The sequence below is a fragment of the Tateyamaria algicola genome (assembly GCF_047715485.1).
Classification (GTDB): Bacteria; Pseudomonadota; Alphaproteobacteria; order Rhodobacterales; family Rhodobacteraceae; genus Tateyamaria.
On sequence record NZ_CP180422.1, the window covers coordinates 245,489 to 264,466 of the forward strand.

20 protein-coding genes and 1 pseudogene are annotated in these 18,978 nt (G+C 62.1%); 11 read left to right on the forward strand and 10 right to left on the reverse strand.

Features of this window, described 5'->3' with window-relative positions; translation table 11 throughout:
* Positions 1-42 precede the first annotated feature (42 nt).
* Together ACMHLQ_RS03515 and ACMHLQ_RS03520 are read left to right on the forward strand one after the other, a co-directional pair.
* The gene (locus ACMHLQ_RS03515; RefSeq protein ID WP_415403383.1) at positions 43-1,074 is read left to right on the forward strand and encodes an FAD-binding domain-containing protein; all 1,032 of its coding nucleotides are present in this window, start codon (positions 43-45) and stop codon (positions 1,072-1,074) included.
* A complete protein-coding gene (locus ACMHLQ_RS03520; protein WP_415403384.1) occupies positions 1,071-1,271 on the forward strand; it encodes a hypothetical protein in 201 nt (66 codons plus the stop codon). The genes ACMHLQ_RS03515 and ACMHLQ_RS03520 overlap by 4 nt, the downstream gene beginning before the upstream one ends.
* Position 1,272: 1 nt before the next feature.
* Here the strand turns inward: ACMHLQ_RS03520 and ACMHLQ_RS03525 are convergent, their stop codons facing one another.
* Entirely contained in the window at positions 1,273-2,382 is a 1,110-nt protein-coding gene (locus tag ACMHLQ_RS03525) for a zinc ABC transporter substrate-binding protein (RefSeq protein WP_415403385.1), read from the reverse strand.
* A 149-nt stretch (positions 2,383-2,531) separates the two neighbouring features.
* Here ACMHLQ_RS03525 and ACMHLQ_RS03530 point away from each other — a divergent pair, with 149 nt between their 5' ends.
* The 3 genes and pseudogenes from ACMHLQ_RS03530 (at position 2,532) to ACMHLQ_RS03540 (ending at position 4,524) form a co-directional block, all read left to right on the forward strand.
* Positions 2,532-3,014: a Fur family transcriptional regulator gene (locus ACMHLQ_RS03530; RefSeq protein ID WP_415403386.1), complete on the forward strand. Its 483-nt coding sequence runs from the start codon at positions 2,532-2,534 to the stop codon at positions 3,012-3,014.
* Positions 3,005-3,736: a metal ABC transporter ATP-binding protein gene (locus tag ACMHLQ_RS03535; protein ID WP_415403387.1), complete on the forward strand. Its 732-nt coding sequence runs from the start codon at positions 3,005-3,007 to the stop codon at positions 3,734-3,736. Before ACMHLQ_RS03530 ends, ACMHLQ_RS03535 begins: the two co-directional genes overlap by 10 nt.
* A pseudogene (locus ACMHLQ_RS03540) lies at positions 3,729-4,524 on the forward strand (metal ABC transporter permease). Before ACMHLQ_RS03535 ends, ACMHLQ_RS03540 begins: the two are co-directional and overlap by 8 nt.
* Before the next feature lie 3 nt (positions 4,525-4,527).
* On the opposite strand, the gene ACMHLQ_RS03545 reads toward ACMHLQ_RS03540, so the two are convergent.
* The 6 genes from ACMHLQ_RS03545 to ACMHLQ_RS03570 form a co-directional block, all read right to left on the reverse strand.
* The gene (locus ACMHLQ_RS03545; protein ID WP_415403388.1) at positions 4,528-5,217 is read right to left on the reverse strand and encodes an ABC transporter ATP-binding protein; all 690 of its coding nucleotides are present in this window, start codon (positions 5,215-5,217) and stop codon (positions 4,528-4,530) included.
* Positions 5,214-5,969 (reverse strand): ABC transporter ATP-binding protein, encoded by a 756-nt coding sequence (locus tag ACMHLQ_RS03550; protein ID WP_415403389.1) that lies wholly within the window; start codon positions 5,967-5,969, stop codon positions 5,214-5,216. Before ACMHLQ_RS03550 ends, ACMHLQ_RS03545 begins: the two co-directional genes overlap by 4 nt.
* Complete coding sequence (locus ACMHLQ_RS03555; RefSeq protein WP_415403391.1) at positions 5,962-6,945, reverse strand: branched-chain amino acid ABC transporter permease; 984 nt, start codon at positions 6,943-6,945, stop codon at positions 5,962-5,964. The genes ACMHLQ_RS03550 and ACMHLQ_RS03555 overlap by 8 nt, the downstream gene beginning before the upstream one ends.
* Positions 6,942-7,862, reverse strand: coding sequence for a branched-chain amino acid ABC transporter permease (locus tag ACMHLQ_RS03560; RefSeq protein WP_415403392.1), 921 nt, complete (start codon positions 7,860-7,862; stop codon positions 6,942-6,944). Before ACMHLQ_RS03560 ends, ACMHLQ_RS03555 begins: the two co-directional genes overlap by 4 nt.
* A gap of 87 nt (positions 7,863-7,949) precedes the next feature.
* A complete protein-coding gene (locus ACMHLQ_RS03565; RefSeq protein ID WP_415403393.1) occupies positions 7,950-9,092 on the reverse strand; it encodes an ABC transporter substrate-binding protein in 1,143 nt (380 codons plus the stop codon).
* Between the two features lie 229 nt (positions 9,093-9,321).
* Entirely contained in the window at positions 9,322-10,449 is a 1,128-nt protein-coding gene (locus ACMHLQ_RS03570; protein WP_415403394.1) for a LacI family DNA-binding transcriptional regulator, read from the reverse strand.
* A 33-nt stretch (positions 10,450-10,482) separates the two neighbouring features.
* Here ACMHLQ_RS03570 and ACMHLQ_RS03575 point away from each other — a divergent pair, with 33 nt between their 5' ends.
* The 6 genes from ACMHLQ_RS03575 to ACMHLQ_RS03600 all read left to right on the forward strand — a co-directional run bounded on the left by ACMHLQ_RS03575 (position 10,483) and on the right by ACMHLQ_RS03600 (position 16,290).
* A complete protein-coding gene (locus ACMHLQ_RS03575) occupies positions 10,483-11,568 on the forward strand; it encodes an ABC transporter ATP-binding protein (protein WP_415403395.1) in 1,086 nt (361 codons plus the stop codon).
* Between the two features lie 36 nt (positions 11,569-11,604).
* Complete coding sequence (locus ACMHLQ_RS03580; protein WP_415403396.1) at positions 11,605-12,933, forward strand: extracellular solute-binding protein; 1,329 nt, start codon at positions 11,605-11,607, stop codon at positions 12,931-12,933.
* A gap of 66 nt (positions 12,934-12,999) precedes the next feature.
* Positions 13,000-13,908 (forward strand): carbohydrate ABC transporter permease, encoded by a 909-nt coding sequence (locus ACMHLQ_RS03585; protein WP_415403397.1) that lies wholly within the window; start codon positions 13,000-13,002, stop codon positions 13,906-13,908.
* Positions 13,908-14,846, forward strand: coding sequence for a carbohydrate ABC transporter permease (locus ACMHLQ_RS03590; protein ID WP_415403398.1), 939 nt, complete (start codon positions 13,908-13,910; stop codon positions 14,844-14,846). Before ACMHLQ_RS03585 ends, ACMHLQ_RS03590 begins: the two co-directional genes overlap by 1 nt.
* A gap of 4 nt (positions 14,847-14,850) precedes the next feature.
* The gene (locus ACMHLQ_RS03595; RefSeq protein WP_415403399.1) at positions 14,851-15,549 is read left to right on the forward strand and encodes a cytochrome b561 domain-containing protein; all 699 of its coding nucleotides are present in this window, start codon (positions 14,851-14,853) and stop codon (positions 15,547-15,549) included.
* 60 nt (positions 15,550-15,609) lie between these two features.
* A complete protein-coding gene (locus tag ACMHLQ_RS03600; RefSeq protein ID WP_415403400.1) occupies positions 15,610-16,290 on the forward strand; it encodes a GntR family transcriptional regulator in 681 nt (226 codons plus the stop codon).
* Here ACMHLQ_RS03600 and ACMHLQ_RS03605 read toward each other — a convergent pair.
* The 3 genes from ACMHLQ_RS03605 to ACMHLQ_RS03615 are packed head-to-tail and all read right to left on the reverse strand — an operon-like array spanning position 16,287 to position 18,955.
* Positions 16,287-17,153, reverse strand: a complete 867-nt coding sequence (locus ACMHLQ_RS03605; protein ID WP_415403401.1) for a dioxygenase — start codon at positions 17,151-17,153, stop codon at positions 16,287-16,289. The genes ACMHLQ_RS03600 and ACMHLQ_RS03605 overlap by 4 nt on opposite strands.
* A 15-nt stretch (positions 17,154-17,168) precedes the next feature.
* Positions 17,169-18,473 carry a TRAP transporter large permease gene (locus ACMHLQ_RS03610; protein WP_415403402.1) on the reverse strand — a complete coding sequence of 435 codons (1,305 nt, stop codon included), beginning with the start codon at positions 18,471-18,473 and terminating at the stop codon, positions 17,169-17,171.
* Positions 18,470-18,955, reverse strand: coding sequence for a TRAP transporter small permease subunit (locus ACMHLQ_RS03615; RefSeq protein WP_415403403.1), 486 nt, complete (start codon positions 18,953-18,955; stop codon positions 18,470-18,472). The genes ACMHLQ_RS03610 and ACMHLQ_RS03615 overlap by 4 nt, the downstream gene beginning before the upstream one ends.
* Positions 18,956-18,978: the final 23 nt, after the last annotated feature.

Here is an 18,978-nt window from a genome sequence, read left to right on the forward strand (position 1 = left end):
TGATGGCTTGAAGCGCCTATTCAGCCCGCTAGCTGTGCGGGCATGACACAGGCTCTTGATCGCTTTCCGCCCACCCGCACCGCAGCCCTTGAGCGCTTGCAACGCTTCATTCCCCATGCCGGGCGCGACTATGCTGCGCGCCGCAATTACGATCTGGGCCGCGACGGGCACAGTGGCGTGTCGACCCTGTCGCCCTACATCCGCGCCCGCCTGCTGAGCGAAGAGGAGGTGCTGGCCGCCGTCCTGAACCGTCACAGCGCAAGTGCGGCGGAAAAGTTCGTGCAGGAAGTGTTCTGGCGGACCTATTGGAAGGGCTGGCTGGAAATGCGCCCGATCGTCTGGGGGCAGTACAAAACCGCGCTCAAGGGCGCGCTAAACAATGTACAGACGCAGGCCGGTCTGCGCACCCGATGGGAGGCGGCCTGCGCGGGCGAGACCGAGATCGATTGCTTCAACGCATGGGCGCAAGAGCTTGTCGAAACAGGATATTTGCACAATCACGCCCGGATGTGGTTTGCCTCCATCTGGATATTCACGCTGCGCCTGCCGTGGGAGTTGGGGGCCGATTTCTTTCTGCGTCACTTGCTTGATGGGGATCCGGCGTCAAACACGCTGGGCTGGCGCTGGGTGGCGGGCATCCAGACACCGGGCAAGACATATCTCGCGCGCACCTCCAACATCTCGAAATACACCGAAGGGCGGTTTGCACCCAAATGGCAATTGGCTGGCGAAGCGCCCCCCGTGAGCGGCCCGCCTGTGCCCGAACGCATGGCGCTGCCCGCGGCAGCACGGCCACTCATGGACGGGCGCGTAGGACTGATCCTGCATGATGAAGACCTGAGCCCCGGTTTCATGCTGGATGCCGGGATCAGCCCTGTCGCCACCGCCGTCATCACGACACGCAAAGGGCTTTCCCCCTCGAACTGGCCCCGCATGTCACGGCGTTCGCGGAACAGGCCGCCGCGGATGTCACAACGCGCTTTGCCGCGCGCCTTGGCCAGGTCGAGCATGTCGCGCCGACCGCTGCGGCCCTTTTGGACTGGGCAGGCACAGCGGCGCTGGACCACATCGTGACGCCCTACGCCCCGGTCGGGCCTGCGGCAGATGTGCTGCACCGGCTGTCACTGACAGAAGATGCGCCAGCCCTCCACCAGATCCGGCGGGACTATGACAGCGCCGCATGGCCGCACGCGACCCACGGCTTTTTCCGGTTCAAGGACAAGATACCGAAACTGCTCGGCCAGATGCAGGGCCTGGAACTGGCGCGCTAGATCACTCGACGCACGCCACCAACCCTTGTGCCATGTTGCGCAAGACCGCAGGATAAAGCGTTGATCCAACCGGTAAATCCACACCAATCGGATCAACCTCACTCAGCCTGACAGCGCCCAGGGCATTCAGGATGCCGGGATTGAACTGCGGCTCGGTCAGGGCACATACCGCGCCCAATTCTTCTATCTCGGCGCGCAGTTCCGCAACGCGTGCCGGGCTTGGGGAGGCGGCATCATTGGCGGATACGGCACCAGCGGCCTCGGTTTCGAACCGGTGCTCGAAATAGTGGTAGGCGTCGTGGAAGACGACAAAGGGAACGCCCTGAACGGGCGCAAGAGTAGCCGCGATCTCGGCTTCCAGCGTAGCGAGGTCCGCCTGAAAACGACGCGCGTTTTCAGTGTAGACTGCAGCATTGTCAGGATCGAGGTCGCTGAGCGTGTCCGCAATCAGCCCCGCCCAGATCGACGCATTGCGCGGGTCGAGCCAGGCATGCGGGTCAGAGCCGTTGTGGGCATGCTCGGCGTGGTCTTCGTGCCCTTCTGCACCTTCGGCATGCTCCTCATGGTCATGCTCATGTTCCTCATGCACGTTTTCCTCATGCGCATGGTCATCGTGACCAGCCTCGGCCTCGGCATGCTCTGCATGGTCGTGATCGTGTTCTTCGTGAGCGTGTTCTTCGTGGGCGTGTTCTGCATGATCGTCATCATGCGCCGCATGGTCTGCATGATCCTCGTCGTGTTCCGCATGATCGTCATGCGCGTCGTGATCTTCTGCGTCATGCCCGTGATCACCATGGTCATGCGCGCCAAAGGTCGCCCCTTCGCGCACATCCAGCAGCATCGTTTGGGGATGCGCCAGCAGTGTCAGCAGATCGCTGTCACCGGCAAGGCTCTCGACGGGCCCTTCCAGCCACGGGGTCAAGGCGGGCCCCATCCATACGATCAGGTCGGCAGAGGACAAGGCGCGCGCCTCGGACGGGCGCAGGCTGTAGCCATGGGGCGACGCACCGGGTGGCAAGATCAGATCGGGGCTGGCGATGTCGCCCATGACCGCAGACACAATCGAATGGACAGGTGCAATATCGACCGCCACGCGCGGGGCCTCTGCCAATCCTGCTCCGGCCCATCCTACGCACGCCCACGCACACACCATCAATCGCATCGCCATACTCCGTATGTTATATCATAACGTATTTGGCGGTTGTAAAGCGTAATACTATAACATATCAACCCTCAAATTCGCGCCCAAAGTGAGACATCATGCCCGCCCTCGGCTTTCATGCCCACGATCACAACACCTGCATCAGCGCGACCCTGTCGCGCGCCGAAGCACATTGTGCCGAACACAAGCTCAAGCTGACACCGATCCGTCGGCGCGCGCTGGAGATACTGCTGGCAGAACACCGTGCCATAGGGGCCTATGACCTGCTGGCCGAACTGGCCAAGGAGGGCCTCGGCACGGCCCCGCCTGTCGCCTATCGCGCGCTTGATTTTCTGACCTCTGCCGGCTTCGCCCACAAGATCGAGGGGCTGAACGCTTACATCGCCTGCGCGCATCTCGGCTCGGATCACACGCCCGCTTTCCTGATCTGCACCAATTGCAAATCCGTGGCCGAGGCCGATACCAAGGCCACCCATGGGCGGCTGGGCGAAGCGGCGCGCGCGACCGGCTTTCAAATCAAACGCACCGTGATCGAAGCGCTTGGCCTGTGCCCGAAATGTCAGGACAGCTCATGCGTCTGATCACCGCCACCGGCCTGACCCTGCAACAGGCGGGCAAAACCGTCATGCGCAATGTCGATATGCATATCGACCGGGGCGAGATCGTCACGCTGGTGGGGCCGAACGGGTCCGGCAAATCCACACTGATCAAAGGGCTGATCGGGGCCCTGCCGCCTGCCGAAGGCAAGGTCGACACTTTGCGCGGGCTGCGCATCGGTTACGTCCCGCAATCCCTTCATATGGATGGATTATTGCCGCTGACTGTGGCCCGCTTTCTGTGCCTGCCACACCGGCACAGTGCGGATGCGATGCGGCGCGCGCTCAGCGAAGCGGGCGTGCCGGATCTCGGCCAGTCCCAGATGCGCACCCTCTCGGGCGGGCAATTCCAGCGGGTGCTTCTGGCGCGCGCGCTGTTGATGGCACCCGACCTGCTGATCCTGGACGAGGCGACACAAGGGCTGGACCAACCGGGCGCAGCCGCGTTCTATCGCCAGATCGCAGATGTGCGCACACAGCTTGGATGTGCCGTGCTGATGGTCAGCCACGACTTGCACGTGGTCATGGCCGCGTCGGACCGGGTGTTGTGCCTGAACGGTCACGTCTGCTGCGAAGGCACACCGGACGTGGTGCAGGACGCCCCCGAATACCGCGCCCTCTTTGGCAGCGGCACGCAAGGGGCCTTTGCCCTTTATCGCCACGATCACGACCATCACCACGGGCACGACGAACACGACCATGCTTGACGACTTCATGATGCGCGCCGGGCTTGCCGGTATCGGCACGGCCCTTGCCGCTGCCCCCTTGGGATGTTTCGTCGTCTGGCGGCGTATGGCCTATTTCGGTGATGCCACTGCCCATGCCGCCCTGCTGGGCGTCGCCCTGTCACTTGCCCTGCAAGGCCCCGTTATGCTGGGTGTGCTGGCGACGGCACTGGTCATGGCGCTGGTGGTGCAAGCGCTGTCCGGGCGCGGGCTGGCCGAGGACACGTTGCTGGGTGTTCTGGCCCACGCAGCACTGGCCTTTGGTCTTGTCGGCGTGTCCTTTCTGTCCGGCGTGCGGGTGGATTTGATGGGCTACCTGTTTGGCGACATCCTCGCCGTGACCCGTGCGGACCTCGCGCTGATCTGGGGGGTGCGGCAGCCGTCATCGCGCTGATGGTCTGGCGGTGGCAGCGCCTGTTGACCACCACACTCAACCCCGACCTTGCCCAGGCCAGCGGCATTTCGGCCCGGGCCGAGCAACTGGTGCTGACCATCGCACTGGCGCTGACGGTTGCGGTGGCGATCAAGGCGGTGGGGGCCCTGTTGATCGGCGCGCTGCTGGTCATCCCCCCGCTGCGGCCCGTCCCCTCGCTCGCACACCCGAAGCGATGGCCCTGATCACGGCTGCCATCGGCAGCCTGTCTGCCGTCGGCGGGCTTGGGGCAGCGTTCCAGTTCGACACGCCGACAGGCCCGACAATCGTATGCGTGTCCGCGGGCCTCTTCGTGCTCAGCACGATCACCGAACGGTTCAAAGGGCGCGCGGGCTAAGGGTCACACGCCCAGATACTGGTCTGCAATTTCGCGGCTTACATCTTGCATGGCGCCCGACCAGACCGACCTGCCCCGCTCAAGGATCACGGCCCTGTCCGCGATGCGCCCAAGCTCGGCCAGCGACTTGTCCACAACGACAAGGGCCAGTCCCGCCTCGACCTTCAACTGCACCAGGGCGGCCCAGATCTCTTGCCGCACGACGGGGGCCAGCCCCTCGGTCGCCTCGTCCAGGACAAGCAGGCGCGGGTTGGTCATCAGCGCCCGGCCAATCGCCAGCATCTGCTGCTCTCCGCCCGACAGGCTGCGCGCCACCTGATCGCGCCGCTCGGCCAGTCGCGGGAACAACTGTGCGACGCGCTCAAAATTCCAGTGCCCGGGCCGCGCCGCTGCGATCAGGTTTTCGTGGACTGTGAGCGCCGCAAAACAGCGCCGCCCCTCGGGCACCAGCCCCAAACCGGCCCGCGCCGCGGCATGCGGGGCAAGCGCGCCCAAATCCCGCCCGGCAAACTGCACCGTCCCCTGATCCTGCCTGAGCAGGCGAAACATCACTTTGATGGTCGAGGATTTGCCCATCCCGTTGCGCCCCATGAGGGCCACAACCTCGCCCTCGCCCACGTCCAAATCGACACCGAACAGGGCCTGACTGGGGCCATATGCGGCCTCGATCCCGCGCATCTGCAACAGGGTCATGGCGCGCCCTCCTCGCCCAGATAGGCGGTGCGCACGTCCGCATTGGCCTTGATCTCTTCGGCTGATCCGGTGGCGATGATACGGCCATAGACAAGCACCGAAATCCGGTCTGCCAGCGCAAAGACCGCATCCATGTCATGTTCGACCAACAGGATCGGCGCCTCGCTGCGCAACTGATCCAGAAACCCCGTCATGCGTTTGGACCCCGATGCACCCAGCCCGGCCATCGGTTCGTCCATCAGAAAGGCCTTGGGCTGCAAGGTCAGGGCCACCGCCACTTCCAGAAGGCGCCGCTGCCCGTGGCTGAGGTCCGCAGTGCGCTTGGCCGCCATGTCCATCAGCCCAACGCGGGTCAGCGCCGCCTCGGCCTGCGCACGCAGCCTGGCATCTTTCAGAACAGGTTTGAAAAATCGCCACACGCCGCCATCCGCACCAAGTGCACCGAGCATGGCGTTCTGCAACACCGTGTATTCCATCGCGAGGGCGCTGATCTGAAAGGTACGCCCCAGGCCCAGTTGCGCCCGCCGCGCGGTGTTGAGCGGTGTCACATCCGTGCCTGCAAACCGTATCTGGCCCGCATCCGGGGCCAGGGCCCCCGCCACCTGTTCGATCAGTGTCGATTTGCCCGCGCCATTGGGGCCGATCAAAGCGTGGATTTCACCCGGCATCAGGGTCAGCGTCACATCATCCGTGGCCTGCAAGGCACCGAAAGCCTTGGATAATCCCGCGATGTGCAGCAACGGCTCAGTCATGGGCGACCTCGCGGCCCGCCAGCGCGCCGATCAGACCACCCCGCGCAAACAGCACAACCAGCAGCAGGATCGCGCCCACATAGATCAGCCAGAACTCACTGACCCCGCTCAGCAGATGTTCGAGCAGCACAAACAGGCACGCACCCGCAACCGGCCCAAACAGGCGGCCGATCCCGCCCAGCACGATGAACACGATGAATTCGCCCGACATCTGCCAACTGAACATCGTAGGCGACACAAAGCGGTTGAGATCGGCAAACAACGCCCCCGCCAGCCCGGTCACGGCCCCCGATATGACAAAGGCCACAAGGCGCAGGCGCATTGGTGTCAGCCCCACGGTTTCCACCCTCACCGCGTTCTGGCGCGCAGCACTGAGCGCAAGGCCAAAGGGCGAACGCCCGATGCGCCCCATCATCCACAACACCGCCGCCAATACCACGAAGACGAGGCCGAAAAACTGAACGGGATCAAGGGTGTTGAGGCCGGGAAAGTTGTTGCGCACATAGATGCTGAGGCCATCCTCGCCCCCGTAAGCGGGCCAGGAGATCGAGAAGTAATAGAACATCTGCCCGAAGGCGAGCGTGATCATGATGAAGTAGACCCCGGACGTGCGCAGGGACAAAACGCCGATGGCGAGGGCCGCCAGCGCGCTTGAAATCATGGCAACCAACCAGATGACGGGCATGGATTTCGTCCCCTCGATCACGATCCACCCGTCGATCAGCGGCACATAGCTTTGGGCGTGACTTGCCAGAATGCCCATCGCATACCCGCCCAGACCAAAGAACACCGCATGCCCCAGACTGACCAGCCCGCCAAGGCCCAGGACCAGGTTCAATCCCACTGCGGCCAGTGCGAGGATCGCCGCGCGCGTGGCCAGCGTGATGATAAATGGCTCGTCCAGCGCCCATGCCGCGGCTGCTACACCCGGAAGAGCAAAGAATATCAGCGTGTTGACGGCGTTTTCTCGTGTCACGTCGCCACCCCGTAAAGACCCGTGGGGCGGTAGATCAGGACACATGCCATCAGGATGTAAATCGCCATAGATGCCAGCGCCGACCCGATGGCTGTTGCAGTGGCCGCATCCATGAACAGACCAAACAGCAACGGCAGCAAGACGCCCCCCAACGTATCCGTCAGACCCACCAACAACGCCCCCACCAGCGCCCCCTTGATCGACCCGATGCCACCAATGACGATCACCACAAAGGCGAGGATCAGAACAGGCTCGCCCATGCCGACCTGCACCGACTGGATCGCGCCCACCAGCGCGCCCGCCAGACCCGCCAGCGCAGCACCCAGCGCAAACACGATTGTATAAAGGCGAGAGATATCAACGCCCAAGGCCCCGATCATCTCCCGGTCGCTCTCGCCTGCGCGGATCTGGATACCGATGCGGGTGCGCGCGATCAGCTGAAATAACCCCACGGCCACCAACAACCCGACACCGATGATGAGCAAGCGGTAGGCCGGGTATTGAATGCCCCCTGGCAGGCTGACCGGGCCCGACAACGCAGCAGGCACATCGAGGTACAGAGGGAATGAGCCGAAAAGCCACCGCGTCCCTTCGGAAAAGATGAGGATCAGCGCGAAAGTGGCCAACACCTGATCCAGATGGTCGCGGTCATAAAGCCGCCGGATCACAGCCACTTCGATCACGGCACCAGCAGCAGCAGCCGCACACAGGCTCGCCGCCAGCGCCAGAACAAACGATCCTGTGGCCCCCGCCACTGCAGCCGCCGCAAAGGCCCCGACCATGTAGAGCGATCCGTGCGCGAGGTTGATCAGCCCCATGACCCCAAAGATCAGCGTCAAACCGGCCGCCATCAGGAACAGCATGATCCCCGATTGCAGGCCGTTCAGCACCTGTTCGATCAGCAATAGGGTTGTCATCTGCCTCGCCATGCCAAACGAACACCGTCTGGCAAACTATTGTTCATTATCGAGAATTGGCCCCGACACATGCCGGGGCCGCGCGGCTTACATCTTGCAGTCAGCGCCGTAGACATCCGTGTGGTCGGTTGCCGCCACACCGATCATCTTGTTCGTCACGATGTCACCTTCCTTGATGACTTCGCGCATATAGATGGTCTGTATCGGATGGTGATTGTCGCCAAAGGCGAAGTCACCGCGCACGGACTGGAAATCCGCCTCTTTCAGCGCCGCACGGAAGGCGTCGGCATCTTTCACATCTGCCTTGGATGCTGCCGACAACAACAACAGGGCAGTGTCATAGCCCTGGGCTGCGTAAAGCGACGGCAAACGCCCGTACTCTGCCTCGAAGGCTGCAACGAACTCGGCGTTACCGGGCACATCCAGGTCCTTGGACCAGTGGGCTGTGTTCTTGACCCCCAGGGCCGCCTCGCCAATCGCGCCCAGGATACCCTGATCAAAGCTGAAGGCCGGGCCAGCAACGGGCTTGTCCACGCCAGAGCCTGCATATTGCTTCATGAACGAAATCCCCATGCCGCCGGGCAGGAAGAAATAAACCTGATCGGCGTCGCTGGCGCGGATTTGCGCAATCTCTGCGGCGTAGTTGGTCTGACCCAGCTTGGTGTAAACTTCGTTGGTCACCTCGCCCTCGAAAAAGCGCTTGAAACCCGCCATCATGTCCTGACCCGCCGGGTAATTCGGCGCCATGAGGAAGACTTTGCCCACGCCCTCGGCGCTCAGATAGGCCCCTGCCGCCTCCGAGAACGCGTCGTTCTGCCAGCTCACATTGAAATAGTTCGGGCTACAGCCCCGCCCGGCCAGTGCCGACGGGCCCGCATTGGGGCTGAGGTAGAATTTGCCCTGCGCGGTCGCAGCGGGCACGACGGCCATGGCAAGGTTGGACCAGATGATGCCGGTCATCACGTCGACCTTCTCCGACTGGATCATCTTGTCCGCCAGTTGCACGGCGATGTCGGGCTTGCGCTGATCATCCTCGATCACGACCTCAAGGGCGTCACTGCCCTTGGCCGCCAGCAAGAAGCCGTCGCGCACGTCAATGCCCAGGCCAGCACCGCCGCCGGACAGCGTCGTGATCATGCCCACCTTGACCTTGCCGCCATGCCCATCTGCATGCACAGCTGTCCCCAGGGCCGCCACGCAGGCGGCCAGAACCATTCCTTTGACACTCATTCATCTTCTCCCTTTTGGCACCGCGCACTTCCGGCCCGGTTTTGTTTCGCCATCAAACCCTTATGCAGCCCAACTCTGTCAAGTCGCTCGTTGCGATCCGTGGCAGTTTGATGGAAATGTACCCTCTCAGAGGGCCGGTGACAGACAACTCATCCAAAGCCTTCAGTATGCACCGTAACTCCCTGTAAAGAATGAGCCTTAATACTTATCCACATCCGGGGCTATAGGCTTATTGCGCCCGTGTGGTCGCCCCCCGCACCAATTCCACCGGCAAGGCAATGCTTTCGCGCTTTCCGACCCCGTGAATGCGCGCCAAAAGCTGCCGCGCACCCAGTGCCCCCATGGTGCGACGCGGGGTGCGCACCGTGGTCAGGGGCAGCGGCAGAACGGATGCAAGATCGAGCGAGTTGAACCCCACGATGCCAAGATCGCGCGGGACAGACAGGCCCCTTGCCTCACATGCGGACAGGCCACCAAAGGCAAGGTGATCGTTGAGGTAGAACAACACGTCCGGGCGCGCACCCTCGGGGCGGTCCAGCAAGGCCTCGGTGCCCAGCTTGCCCGCCACAAACGGGTTCACGTCCTCCGACCGCCCGACCATGACCGCGTCCGGACCGCCATAGGCTTGCGAAAATCCGACAAGGCGCGCCTCGGCCCGTGTGTCGCGGCCTTCGGCGATGCCGACAAAACCCGGGCGTTTGTAGCCGAGCGACATACAGAACTGCGCCACCTCGACCCCGGCGGCGTGATGATCAATCCCGACACAGATGTCGATCGGATCATCCGTCACGTCCCAAATCTGCAAGGTCGGCACGCCCGCACGGCGCAACGCACCGCGCAGGCTGGGATGATGGTGGATGCCGGTCAGGATCATGCCCGCCGGTCTCCAGCTCAGCATCCGTTCGGCCCAGGCAAACTCGATATCCTTGCTGTATTCGGTGGTGTCCACGACGCTCGAATACCCGGCGGAATCAAAGGTGCCGCGCATGCTGGCCATGATCTCTGCAAAGACATTGTTGAACAGATTCGGCACCGCGATCCCGATCAGGTCCGAGTTCATGGTGACCAGTGATCGCGCACTGCTATTGGGTGTATAGTTCAGCTTGCGCGCAATCTTGAGGATGTGATTGCGCCTGCTTTCCGAGACACCCTCGACACCGCGCAGTGCACGCGACACCGTCATGATGCTCACCTGTGCGGCCTCAGCTATATCCTTGAGAACAGTATCTTTTTCCGTGCGCCCGCGGGGCATGTGATGCCCCCTTTCGGCCTCGGAAAACCACGCCGCGACGTTAACGTTAACGCTGTAAATCCGCAAGACGGGTTTGTAGAACGCGCAGGCCGTGGCACGTTTCATGACCAAGACGCGGTCATGACTTCGGGGGGAAACGTGCCAGAAATCGTCTTCGACAAGGTCGAAAAAAGCTATGGCGCTGTCCGGGTGTTGCCACCTCTGGACCTCAAGCTGAATGATGGTGAGTTCACAGTGCTTGTCGGCCCATCGGGCTGCGGCAAGTCCACGACGCTCCGCATCCTCGCGGGGCTCGAAACCCTGTCGGGCGGTGAAATCTACTTCGATGGCAAGCCCATCGGCGCGCTGGAGCCCAAGGAACGCGACATCGCGATGGTGTTTCAGGATTACGCGCTCTACCCCCATATGAACATCGCGCGCAACATGTCCTTCGCACTGCGGCTGGCCAAGGCGCCCAAATCCGAGATTGACGAAAAGGTCAAAACCGTCGCCGACATGCTGGGCATCGGCCACCTGCTTGACCGCAAGCCCGCTGAATTGTCGGGCGGTCAGCGCCAGAGGGTCGCCATGGGCCGCGCCCTCGTGCGCGATGCGGGCACATTCCTATTTGACGAACCGCTGTCCAACCTCGACGCCAAGCTGCGTGGCAAGATGCGCACCGAACTGGCCGAGATGCGCGACCGGATCGACAAGAACATGGTCTACGTCACACACGACCAGGTCGAGGCGATGACGCTGGGCGACCGGATCATCGTGATGAGCGAAGGGCTGGTGCAGCAACAGGGCACCCCCGAAGAACTGTTCAAATCGCCCGTGAACCTGTTTGTCGCCGGGTTCATCGGCAGCCCGCCCATGAACTTTATCGAAGGGCAGATCTTTGACGAGGCAGGCGTGATTGGCGTCGCGGGCAAAGGGTTCAAACTGCCGCTTGGTGCCGAGACGGCGGCGCGCGTGAAATCGGCAGGCGGGCGTGATGTCACCATCGGCATGCGCCCGTCTGCCTTCTCTCTGCCCGACGGCACGGACAGCGCCACCATCGATCTGAACGTGGTGGTTTCCGAATATCTCGGCGCCCAATCCGTTCTATCGACCCGCTGCGATAGCGCAGAAATTCTTGTGGAAATTCCAAGCCTTGCCCCTGTCCCCGCGGGGACAACCCAAAGTTTTGCCGTGAATGCGGACGAAATCATGGTCTTTGACCGCGCCAGCGGCCTGAGACTGTAAGCCACAAAAAACGACAGCATTAGGGAGGAACCAATTATGCTGAACTTCAAGACGACCCTGACGGCGACGAGTGCCGCGCTTGCGCTCAGCGCCAGTGCGCTGTTCGCCAATCCATATGCGGACTACGAAGGCACGACGCTGGTCGTGAACTTCCCCGCGCACCCGCATTACAACGCCGCGATCAAGGCGCTGCCCGAATTCACCAAGCAGACCGGCATCGAAGTCGAAGTCGACCAACTGCCCTACCTCAAGATGCGCGAGCGCCAGACGCTCGAACTGGCGCAGGACGAGGGCGAATATGACCTAATCTCTTACGTTGTTTTCTCCAAGGCCGACTATGTGTTTGCCGATCAGCTGGAAAACCTCGCCAAGTATTTCATGAACCCCAAGCTGGCCGATCCGAACTATGACGCGGACGACCTGATTGACGGATATGTGCAGAACATCGGCGTTGCAGGCGGCACCAAGGGCTACCTGCCCGGCCCCACCGGTTCGCTGTTCGGCATTCCGTTCGGCTCTGAAACCTCTGTGCTGGCCTATCGCAAGGATATCTTTGAAAAGCACGGGATTGCCGAGCCTGAAACCTATGACCAACTGCTCGATGCGGCCTGCAAAATCCCCGAGCTGGAAGAAGGCATGGGCGGCATGGCCTCGCGTGCGGCCTCTGGCCACCAGGCCTCCCACGCGTTCCTGCTGCACCTCGCCCCACTGGGCGGTCGCGTCTTTGACGACGCATGGAACCCGATCATCAACAACGCGGCAGGCGTCGAAGCGGCCACAGCGCTGAAAACCATCGTCGATTGCGGCCCCGAAGGCTCGCTGAGCTTTGGCCCCTCCGAGGCGGCAAACGCGTTCTCGAATGGTGATGCAGCAATGTTCCTTGACTCCATCGCCTTCATGCCCGGGTTCGAAAACCCCGAGCGCTCCAAGGTTGTGGGCAAGGTCGGCTATGCCATGCACCCGATGGGCGTGCGTCGCGGCAGCCAGACCGGTGGTTTCGGCATCGGCATTCCCAGCAACGCCGAAAACAAAGAGGCCGCGTTCCTGCTGATGCAGTGGCTGACCTCGAAAGAGGGTGACCTGATGGTGGCCATGAATGGCGGCAACCCCTCGCGGTTCTCGACCTACCAGGATGCGGGCCTGAACGAAAAGTTCCCGTTCTCCGCCACCTTTGGTGAAGCGCTGAAATATGCTGATCCCGACTGGCGTCCGATCATCCCCGTCTGGGGCAAGATCAACGCGGATATCGGCACAACCATGTCCAAGGTCCTGACCGAAGGTCTGGACATCCAGGAAGCGCTGGATGGCGTGGCCGAGCGGACCAAGGCCGTGATGGAAGACGCCGGTTACTATACCTGGCAGTAACGTTCCTCCCTCGGGTGGGCCCGGTCATGGGGCCCGCCCACTTTACTCTTCTCAGGACATATTCAGATGCGCACTGCCCGGCTCAACCGCCTGACCCCGTACATGTTCATGGCCCCTGCGGCCATCATCATGGGCATCGCGCTGCTTTATCCGCTGGCTTACATGATCTGGGGCAGCTTTCGCGCCTGGAACCCCACCCAACAGATCGGCGAGACCGAGTTTGTCGGCCTCAAGAACTACATAACCCTTTGGAACGACGCCGCTTTTCGTGAGAGCCTTGGGGTTACGCTGAAATTCGCGATCTCTGTCGTGTCGATCGAAATGCTGCTGGGGGTCGGACTGGCCCTGCTGCTGGATCGCAACATTCGCGGCATGTCCGTCCTGCGCACCCTGTTCATCCTGCCGATGATGATCGCCCCCGTCGTGGTGGGCCTGATGTGGCGCTACATGTACCACCCCACGGTCGGCACCTTTAACCGCTTTCTCGAAGGCATCGGTATTGATGGCATCGACTGGCTGGGCAAGAACGCCCTGTTCTCCGTCATCGTCGCTGACATCTGGCAGTGGACACCGTTCATCTTCATCCTGTCGCTGGCCGCCCTGCAATCCCTGCCCCAATCCGCGCTCGAGGCGGCGCGCATCGACGGTGCCACGGGCTGGCAGCAGATCTGGCATATCAAGATCCCGCTGATGATGCCCGTGCTGATCGTAACCGCCCTGTTGCGCCTGATCGACGCCTTCAAAGTGCTTGAGGTGATCCTCGTGATGACCGAGGGCGGACCTGGCCTGAGCACGGAAATCCTGGCCCTGCGCATCTCGCGCACCGCGACCGAGTTCCGCGAACTTGGGGTGGCCGCGGCCATGTCCAACTATCTGCTGATCCTGCTGTTGATCCTCACGGGCCTCATGTTCGGCTACACCAAATGGCAAGAGGCGCGCGCCGCCCGCCTGCGCATGGCGAAGGAGGACGGATGATGGCCAACACCACCTACGACAAACAGCACCCCGGTTATTATGCCCTGCTGATCGCCCTGATCTTCATGGCCGTTGGACCTATTGCGCTCATGTTCGTTAACTCGTTCAAGCTCGACGTCGATATCATTTCTGGGACGTCGGGCTTGCTGTTTCTTCCCACCATCCAGAACTATGAAACGGCGCTGTGCGATGTGCTGCCTTACGAGCTCGATCACCTCGATTTCTGCTCGCTCAAGTTCGGCGGCGCCTTCATCAACTCGCTGATCATTGCGCTGGTGTCGACCGCACTGACCCTCGTGATCGGCTGTATGGCGGCCTATGCGCTGGTGCGCTTCCGCTTTATGGGGCGCGACACGGCCTCGCTGACCACGCTGATGGTGCGCATGGTGCCCCCTGCGGTGCTGTTGGTCCCCGTCTTCGGTCTGTGGAACAACGAATTCTGCATTGATCGCGACAGCATGGTGGGCGAGATGATCCGCGACACCTTTGGCGGGCGCGGCGATGTCTGCCTTGCGGGCACGCATTCGGGCATCATCCTGATCTATGTGGCGATGAATCTGCCCTTTGTGATCTGGATCCTCCAAAGCTTTATCGTGCAGGTCCCCTATTCGCTGGAAGAGGCCGCGCGCGTTGATGGCGCGACGCCGTTCCAGGTGTTCTTTCGCGTGGTTCTGCCCCTGATCAAGCCCGGCCTTGCGGCGGCGGCGATTTTTACCTTCCGCATCGCCTGGAACGAATATCTGCTCGCCTCGGCCCTGAGTGACAGGGATACCAAGACTGTGCCCATTCTGATCGTGAACAACATGTCCGAATTCAACGTGGAATGGGGGGTCATCATGGCCACGGGCATGCTGCTGGCGATCCCGCCGATCATTTTCACCCTGTTCGCCTCGCGCCAGATCATCACCGGCATGACCGCCGGCGCGGTGAAGGGCTAGGGCCATGTGGGAGTGGCTGTTGGCCCCTGTTGACGCCGCGCGCGCCCACGAGGTCGGCCTGGCCCTGTCGTGGCATGCCCGGCTGATGGTGGCGGCGTGGACGTTCCTTGTGCCCATCGGCATCATCGCGGCCCGGTTTTTCAAGATCTGGCCAGGCCAGAACTGGCCGCAGGAACTGGACAATCAGGCGTGGTGGACCACGCACCGGGTCTGCCAGTACTCGGCCACCGTTCTGATGATCATCGGGCTGATCCTGATCCTGTCGCGTCCGACGCTGGTGGCCGTGCTGCCCGGCCCGCATAGCCTGATCGGCTGGACCGTGCTGGCGCTGGCGGGCACGCAAATTGTCGGCGGCATCCTGCGCGGCACCAAGGGCGGGCCGACGGATGCCGACATACGCGGCGATCACTTTGACATGACGCCACGCCGCCTTGCCTTTGAATATGCGCACAAGTCCATCGGCTACATCGCGTGGGTCCTGTCGGTCCTGGCGGTGTTCAGCGGATTGTGGCAAGCCAATGGGCCGAACTGGATGTGGCTGTCGCTGATCCTGTGGTATCTGGGCCTCATCGCCGCCTTTGCCTGGCTGCAGGCCAAGGGCCGTGCCATCGACACTTATCAGGCCATTTGGGGCACGGACCCCACCCTGCCCGGCAATCAACGCCCAACCATCGGCATCGGTGTAAAAACCCTGTCCGAATAAGTGCGATCAGGCGTCCAAATCGGTTGAATTTCCTCGAAAAATCGATAATCTTTGCCGGTCATGAATTCAATCGAAGCCAAACTCGCGTCATCAGACGGGTCCGCCACGCAGCGGGCCTATCACACATTGCGCGCCATGATCGTGACGGGTGATCTGCGCCCGGGTGAAAAGCTCAAGATCGACGCGCTGCGCCAGCGTCTGTCCACGGGGGCCTCGCCCATCCGCGAGGCGTTGAGCCTGCTGACCTCGGACAATCTGGTGGAAAGGATTGACCAGCGCGGGTTTCGCACGGCGGATGTGAGCGCGGCCAACTTTGCCGAAATCCTGAACCTGCGCTGCACGCTTGAGGATATGGCCCTGCGCGAAAGCATCGCCCAAGGCGATCAGGCCTGGGAGGAGGCCATCGTGCTGGCCCATCACCGGATGCAAAGGGCCAAGGAGGCGCGCAGCAGCAATTTCGAGGATCTGCACAAGGCGTTCCACATGGCGCTGCTGGCCAATGCGCCCTCGCCGATCCTGCTCAAGTTCTGTTCGCAGCTTTATGATCTGAACATCCGCTACCGCTATCTTGCGGGCAGCGCGCTGAACTATCAGCGCCGCGATGTGAGCGACGAGCATGCGGGCATTCTGTCAGCCGCGATCAAGCGCGATGCCGATGATGCCAGCGCGCGCCTGCTCAACCACTACCGGATGACTGGGGATTTCCTGTCCGGCCTGTTGGGTGACGGGGCCCTCGGCTAGGCCCGCACCAGCGTCAGATCGAATTCGACCTTCAGATAGTCGCCATCGACCTTGCCCGACAATACGTACCCATCCGGAAACGTCCCCGCCTTCATATCCTGATAGGACATCACCAGATCACGGCGCACGCCAAAGACGGTGTCCTGATCGAGGTAGGGGTCATCCTCGGGAAAGACTTCGGTGACCAGCGGGCGGAACCCCTCGGCCTCCACGATGAAGTGCAGGTGCGAGGGCCGCCACGGGTGACGCCCGCAGGCGCGCAGGATGTCCCCCACCGGTCCGTCCGAAGGCACGGTGTATTCGACGGGCCGGACCGAGGTGAACCCATAGCGCCCGTCCGCGCCCACGGTCTGCAACCCGTGGAAGGAATATGTGTCCTGGTTTTCGTCCTGGCTGGAATAAAGCCCATTGGGTGCCGTCTGCCAGATGTCGAGCGTGGCACCCGGGATCGGATTGCCATCGGGGTCTTTCACGACCCCTTCGACCAGCAGCACGGTCTCTTCAAAATCACCGCGCAGATCGCCCCCCACCGGCAAGTCGGGAGAGCCGGAGATGTGGAACGGCCCCAGCACCGATGATGACGTCCCCTCGGGGGTCGAGTTGATCATGTCGACCAGGCTCGACATCCCCAGCACATCCGACAGCAGCACGAACTCGTGCCGCTCGGCATCCGAAATCTCGCCCGCCCGTTCAAGGAACGCGATGCCGGTATTCCATTCGGCATGGGTCAGGTTCACCTCGCGGGCAAAGTTGTGCAGGTGCTTGACCAGGCTGCCCATGACTTCGCGGAGGCGCGGGTCCGTATCTTCCCCCAGATAGCCCATGAACACATCGGTGATATTGTCCTTGGTTACGTCACGCATGTGAGAACTCCTTGGTTAGAGAAGGGCGAGGCTGAGCACCGGGAAGCGGATCAGGACGATCAGCACCAGCAGCATCACGAAGGCGAAAGGCAGCGCGCCCAGAAACACATCCTTGAGCGCGATCCTGTCATCATCAAGCGTCGCCTTGATGACAAAACAACTGAGGCCAAGGGGCGGCGTCAACAGCCCGATCTCGGCCGCGACCACCGCCACGATACCGAACCAGACAAGGCTGAGGCCCATTGTGTCAATCAGCGGCAGGAACAGCGGCACCACGATCAGGATGATCGATGCCGTGTCGAGGATGGTGCCAAGAAACAGCATCAGGACGACCAGCAACAGCATGACCCAGAAGAAAGAGAAATCGTTGGCGCCGAGGATGTTCTGCAACTCGTTCGGCAACCCGGCGAGGCCCAGCATCCGCGCATACATCGAGGCGGCTGTGATCAGGAACAGGATGGCGGCGGTGATATGCCCCGTCTCGATCACGGTGTCCCATAAACTGCGCAGGTTGATGCGCCCGCGCACCGCCGCAATGATGATCCCGAGCAGGGAGCCCGCGGCCCCAGCCTCGACCGGTGTGGTCCAGCCGGTGTAGATGCCCCCCAGCACCACCACGATCAGCACCATGATGGGCAGTGTTTTCACCGCGATTTCCGACCAGGGCATCAGCTCGCCCTCATCCACCAGCGTGCCGCCGACAAAGCCGGGGGTGAAACGCCCCATGAACCAGATCGCGGCCACATAGGCCGCCGCAAGCAACAGGCCCGGAATGACACCGGCGAGGAACATCTCGCCCACGGACTGTTCCGCCACGAAGGAATAGATGATCAGCATCGCCGAGGGCGGGATGATCATGCCCAGAACGGAACTGCCCGCCACCACGCCCACGGCAAAGCGCGGGTTGTAATTGTGTTTCAGCATCTCGGGCACGGACATCTTGGAAAAGACCGAGGCCGAGGCGATGGACGATCCCGTCACGGCGGCGAATACTGCGTTGGCTCCCACCGTGGCCATACCGATCCCGCCCGTGATCCGGCGAAACCCCTGGTTCATCACGCTGTAGATGTCGGCGCCCAGCCCCGCCTTGGACACGATCAGCCCCATGAAGGTGAACAGCGGAATGGTGGCGAAGGTGTATTCCATCGCACTGTCGCCAATGGCGATTTTCAGCAGCGCAAAGGACAGATCATAGCTGTCGCGCATGATCCAGATCGCGGCAAAGCTGACCACGCCCAGCGCAATCGGGATGTAAACGCCGAGGTAGATCAGCACGATGATCGCGACAATCGAGATCATCCCAATATCAACAGAACTCATGAGCCGCTTTCCAGGGGGGCTGCGTCATCCAGCGGAGCCGTCAGGATGTGCAGCAGGAAGTGGATGGTGCACAGGCACGCGCTGAGGAAGATCACCAGCTTGACCGGCCACCACGGCGCGGTGAACACACCCGGCACGCCAAAGAAGTCGTTGGTCTCCCACATCTCGACGAATTCGGGCCAGATCGCGACCGCGACCAGCACCATGAAACCTGCGCTGATCAGGTCGATCACGCGACGCAGGAAGCGCCCTGTCGGTGGTGCCTTGGCCGAGACGAGGGACAAAAACCCGTCAGAGCGGGTCAACCGGCCCACGCGGATCACGTCGGGCAGTTGCAGGAACACGATCAACACCATGGAGAACTGGACAACCTCGACCGCGCCCAGAAACGGCTTGTTGAACAGACCGCGCGCGACGATGTCGTAGTTGACCACCGCAATCAGCGCGATGACCACAAAGGTGCCGGCGGCATTGGCCGCCATGGCGATGCCGCCGGCAATTTTGC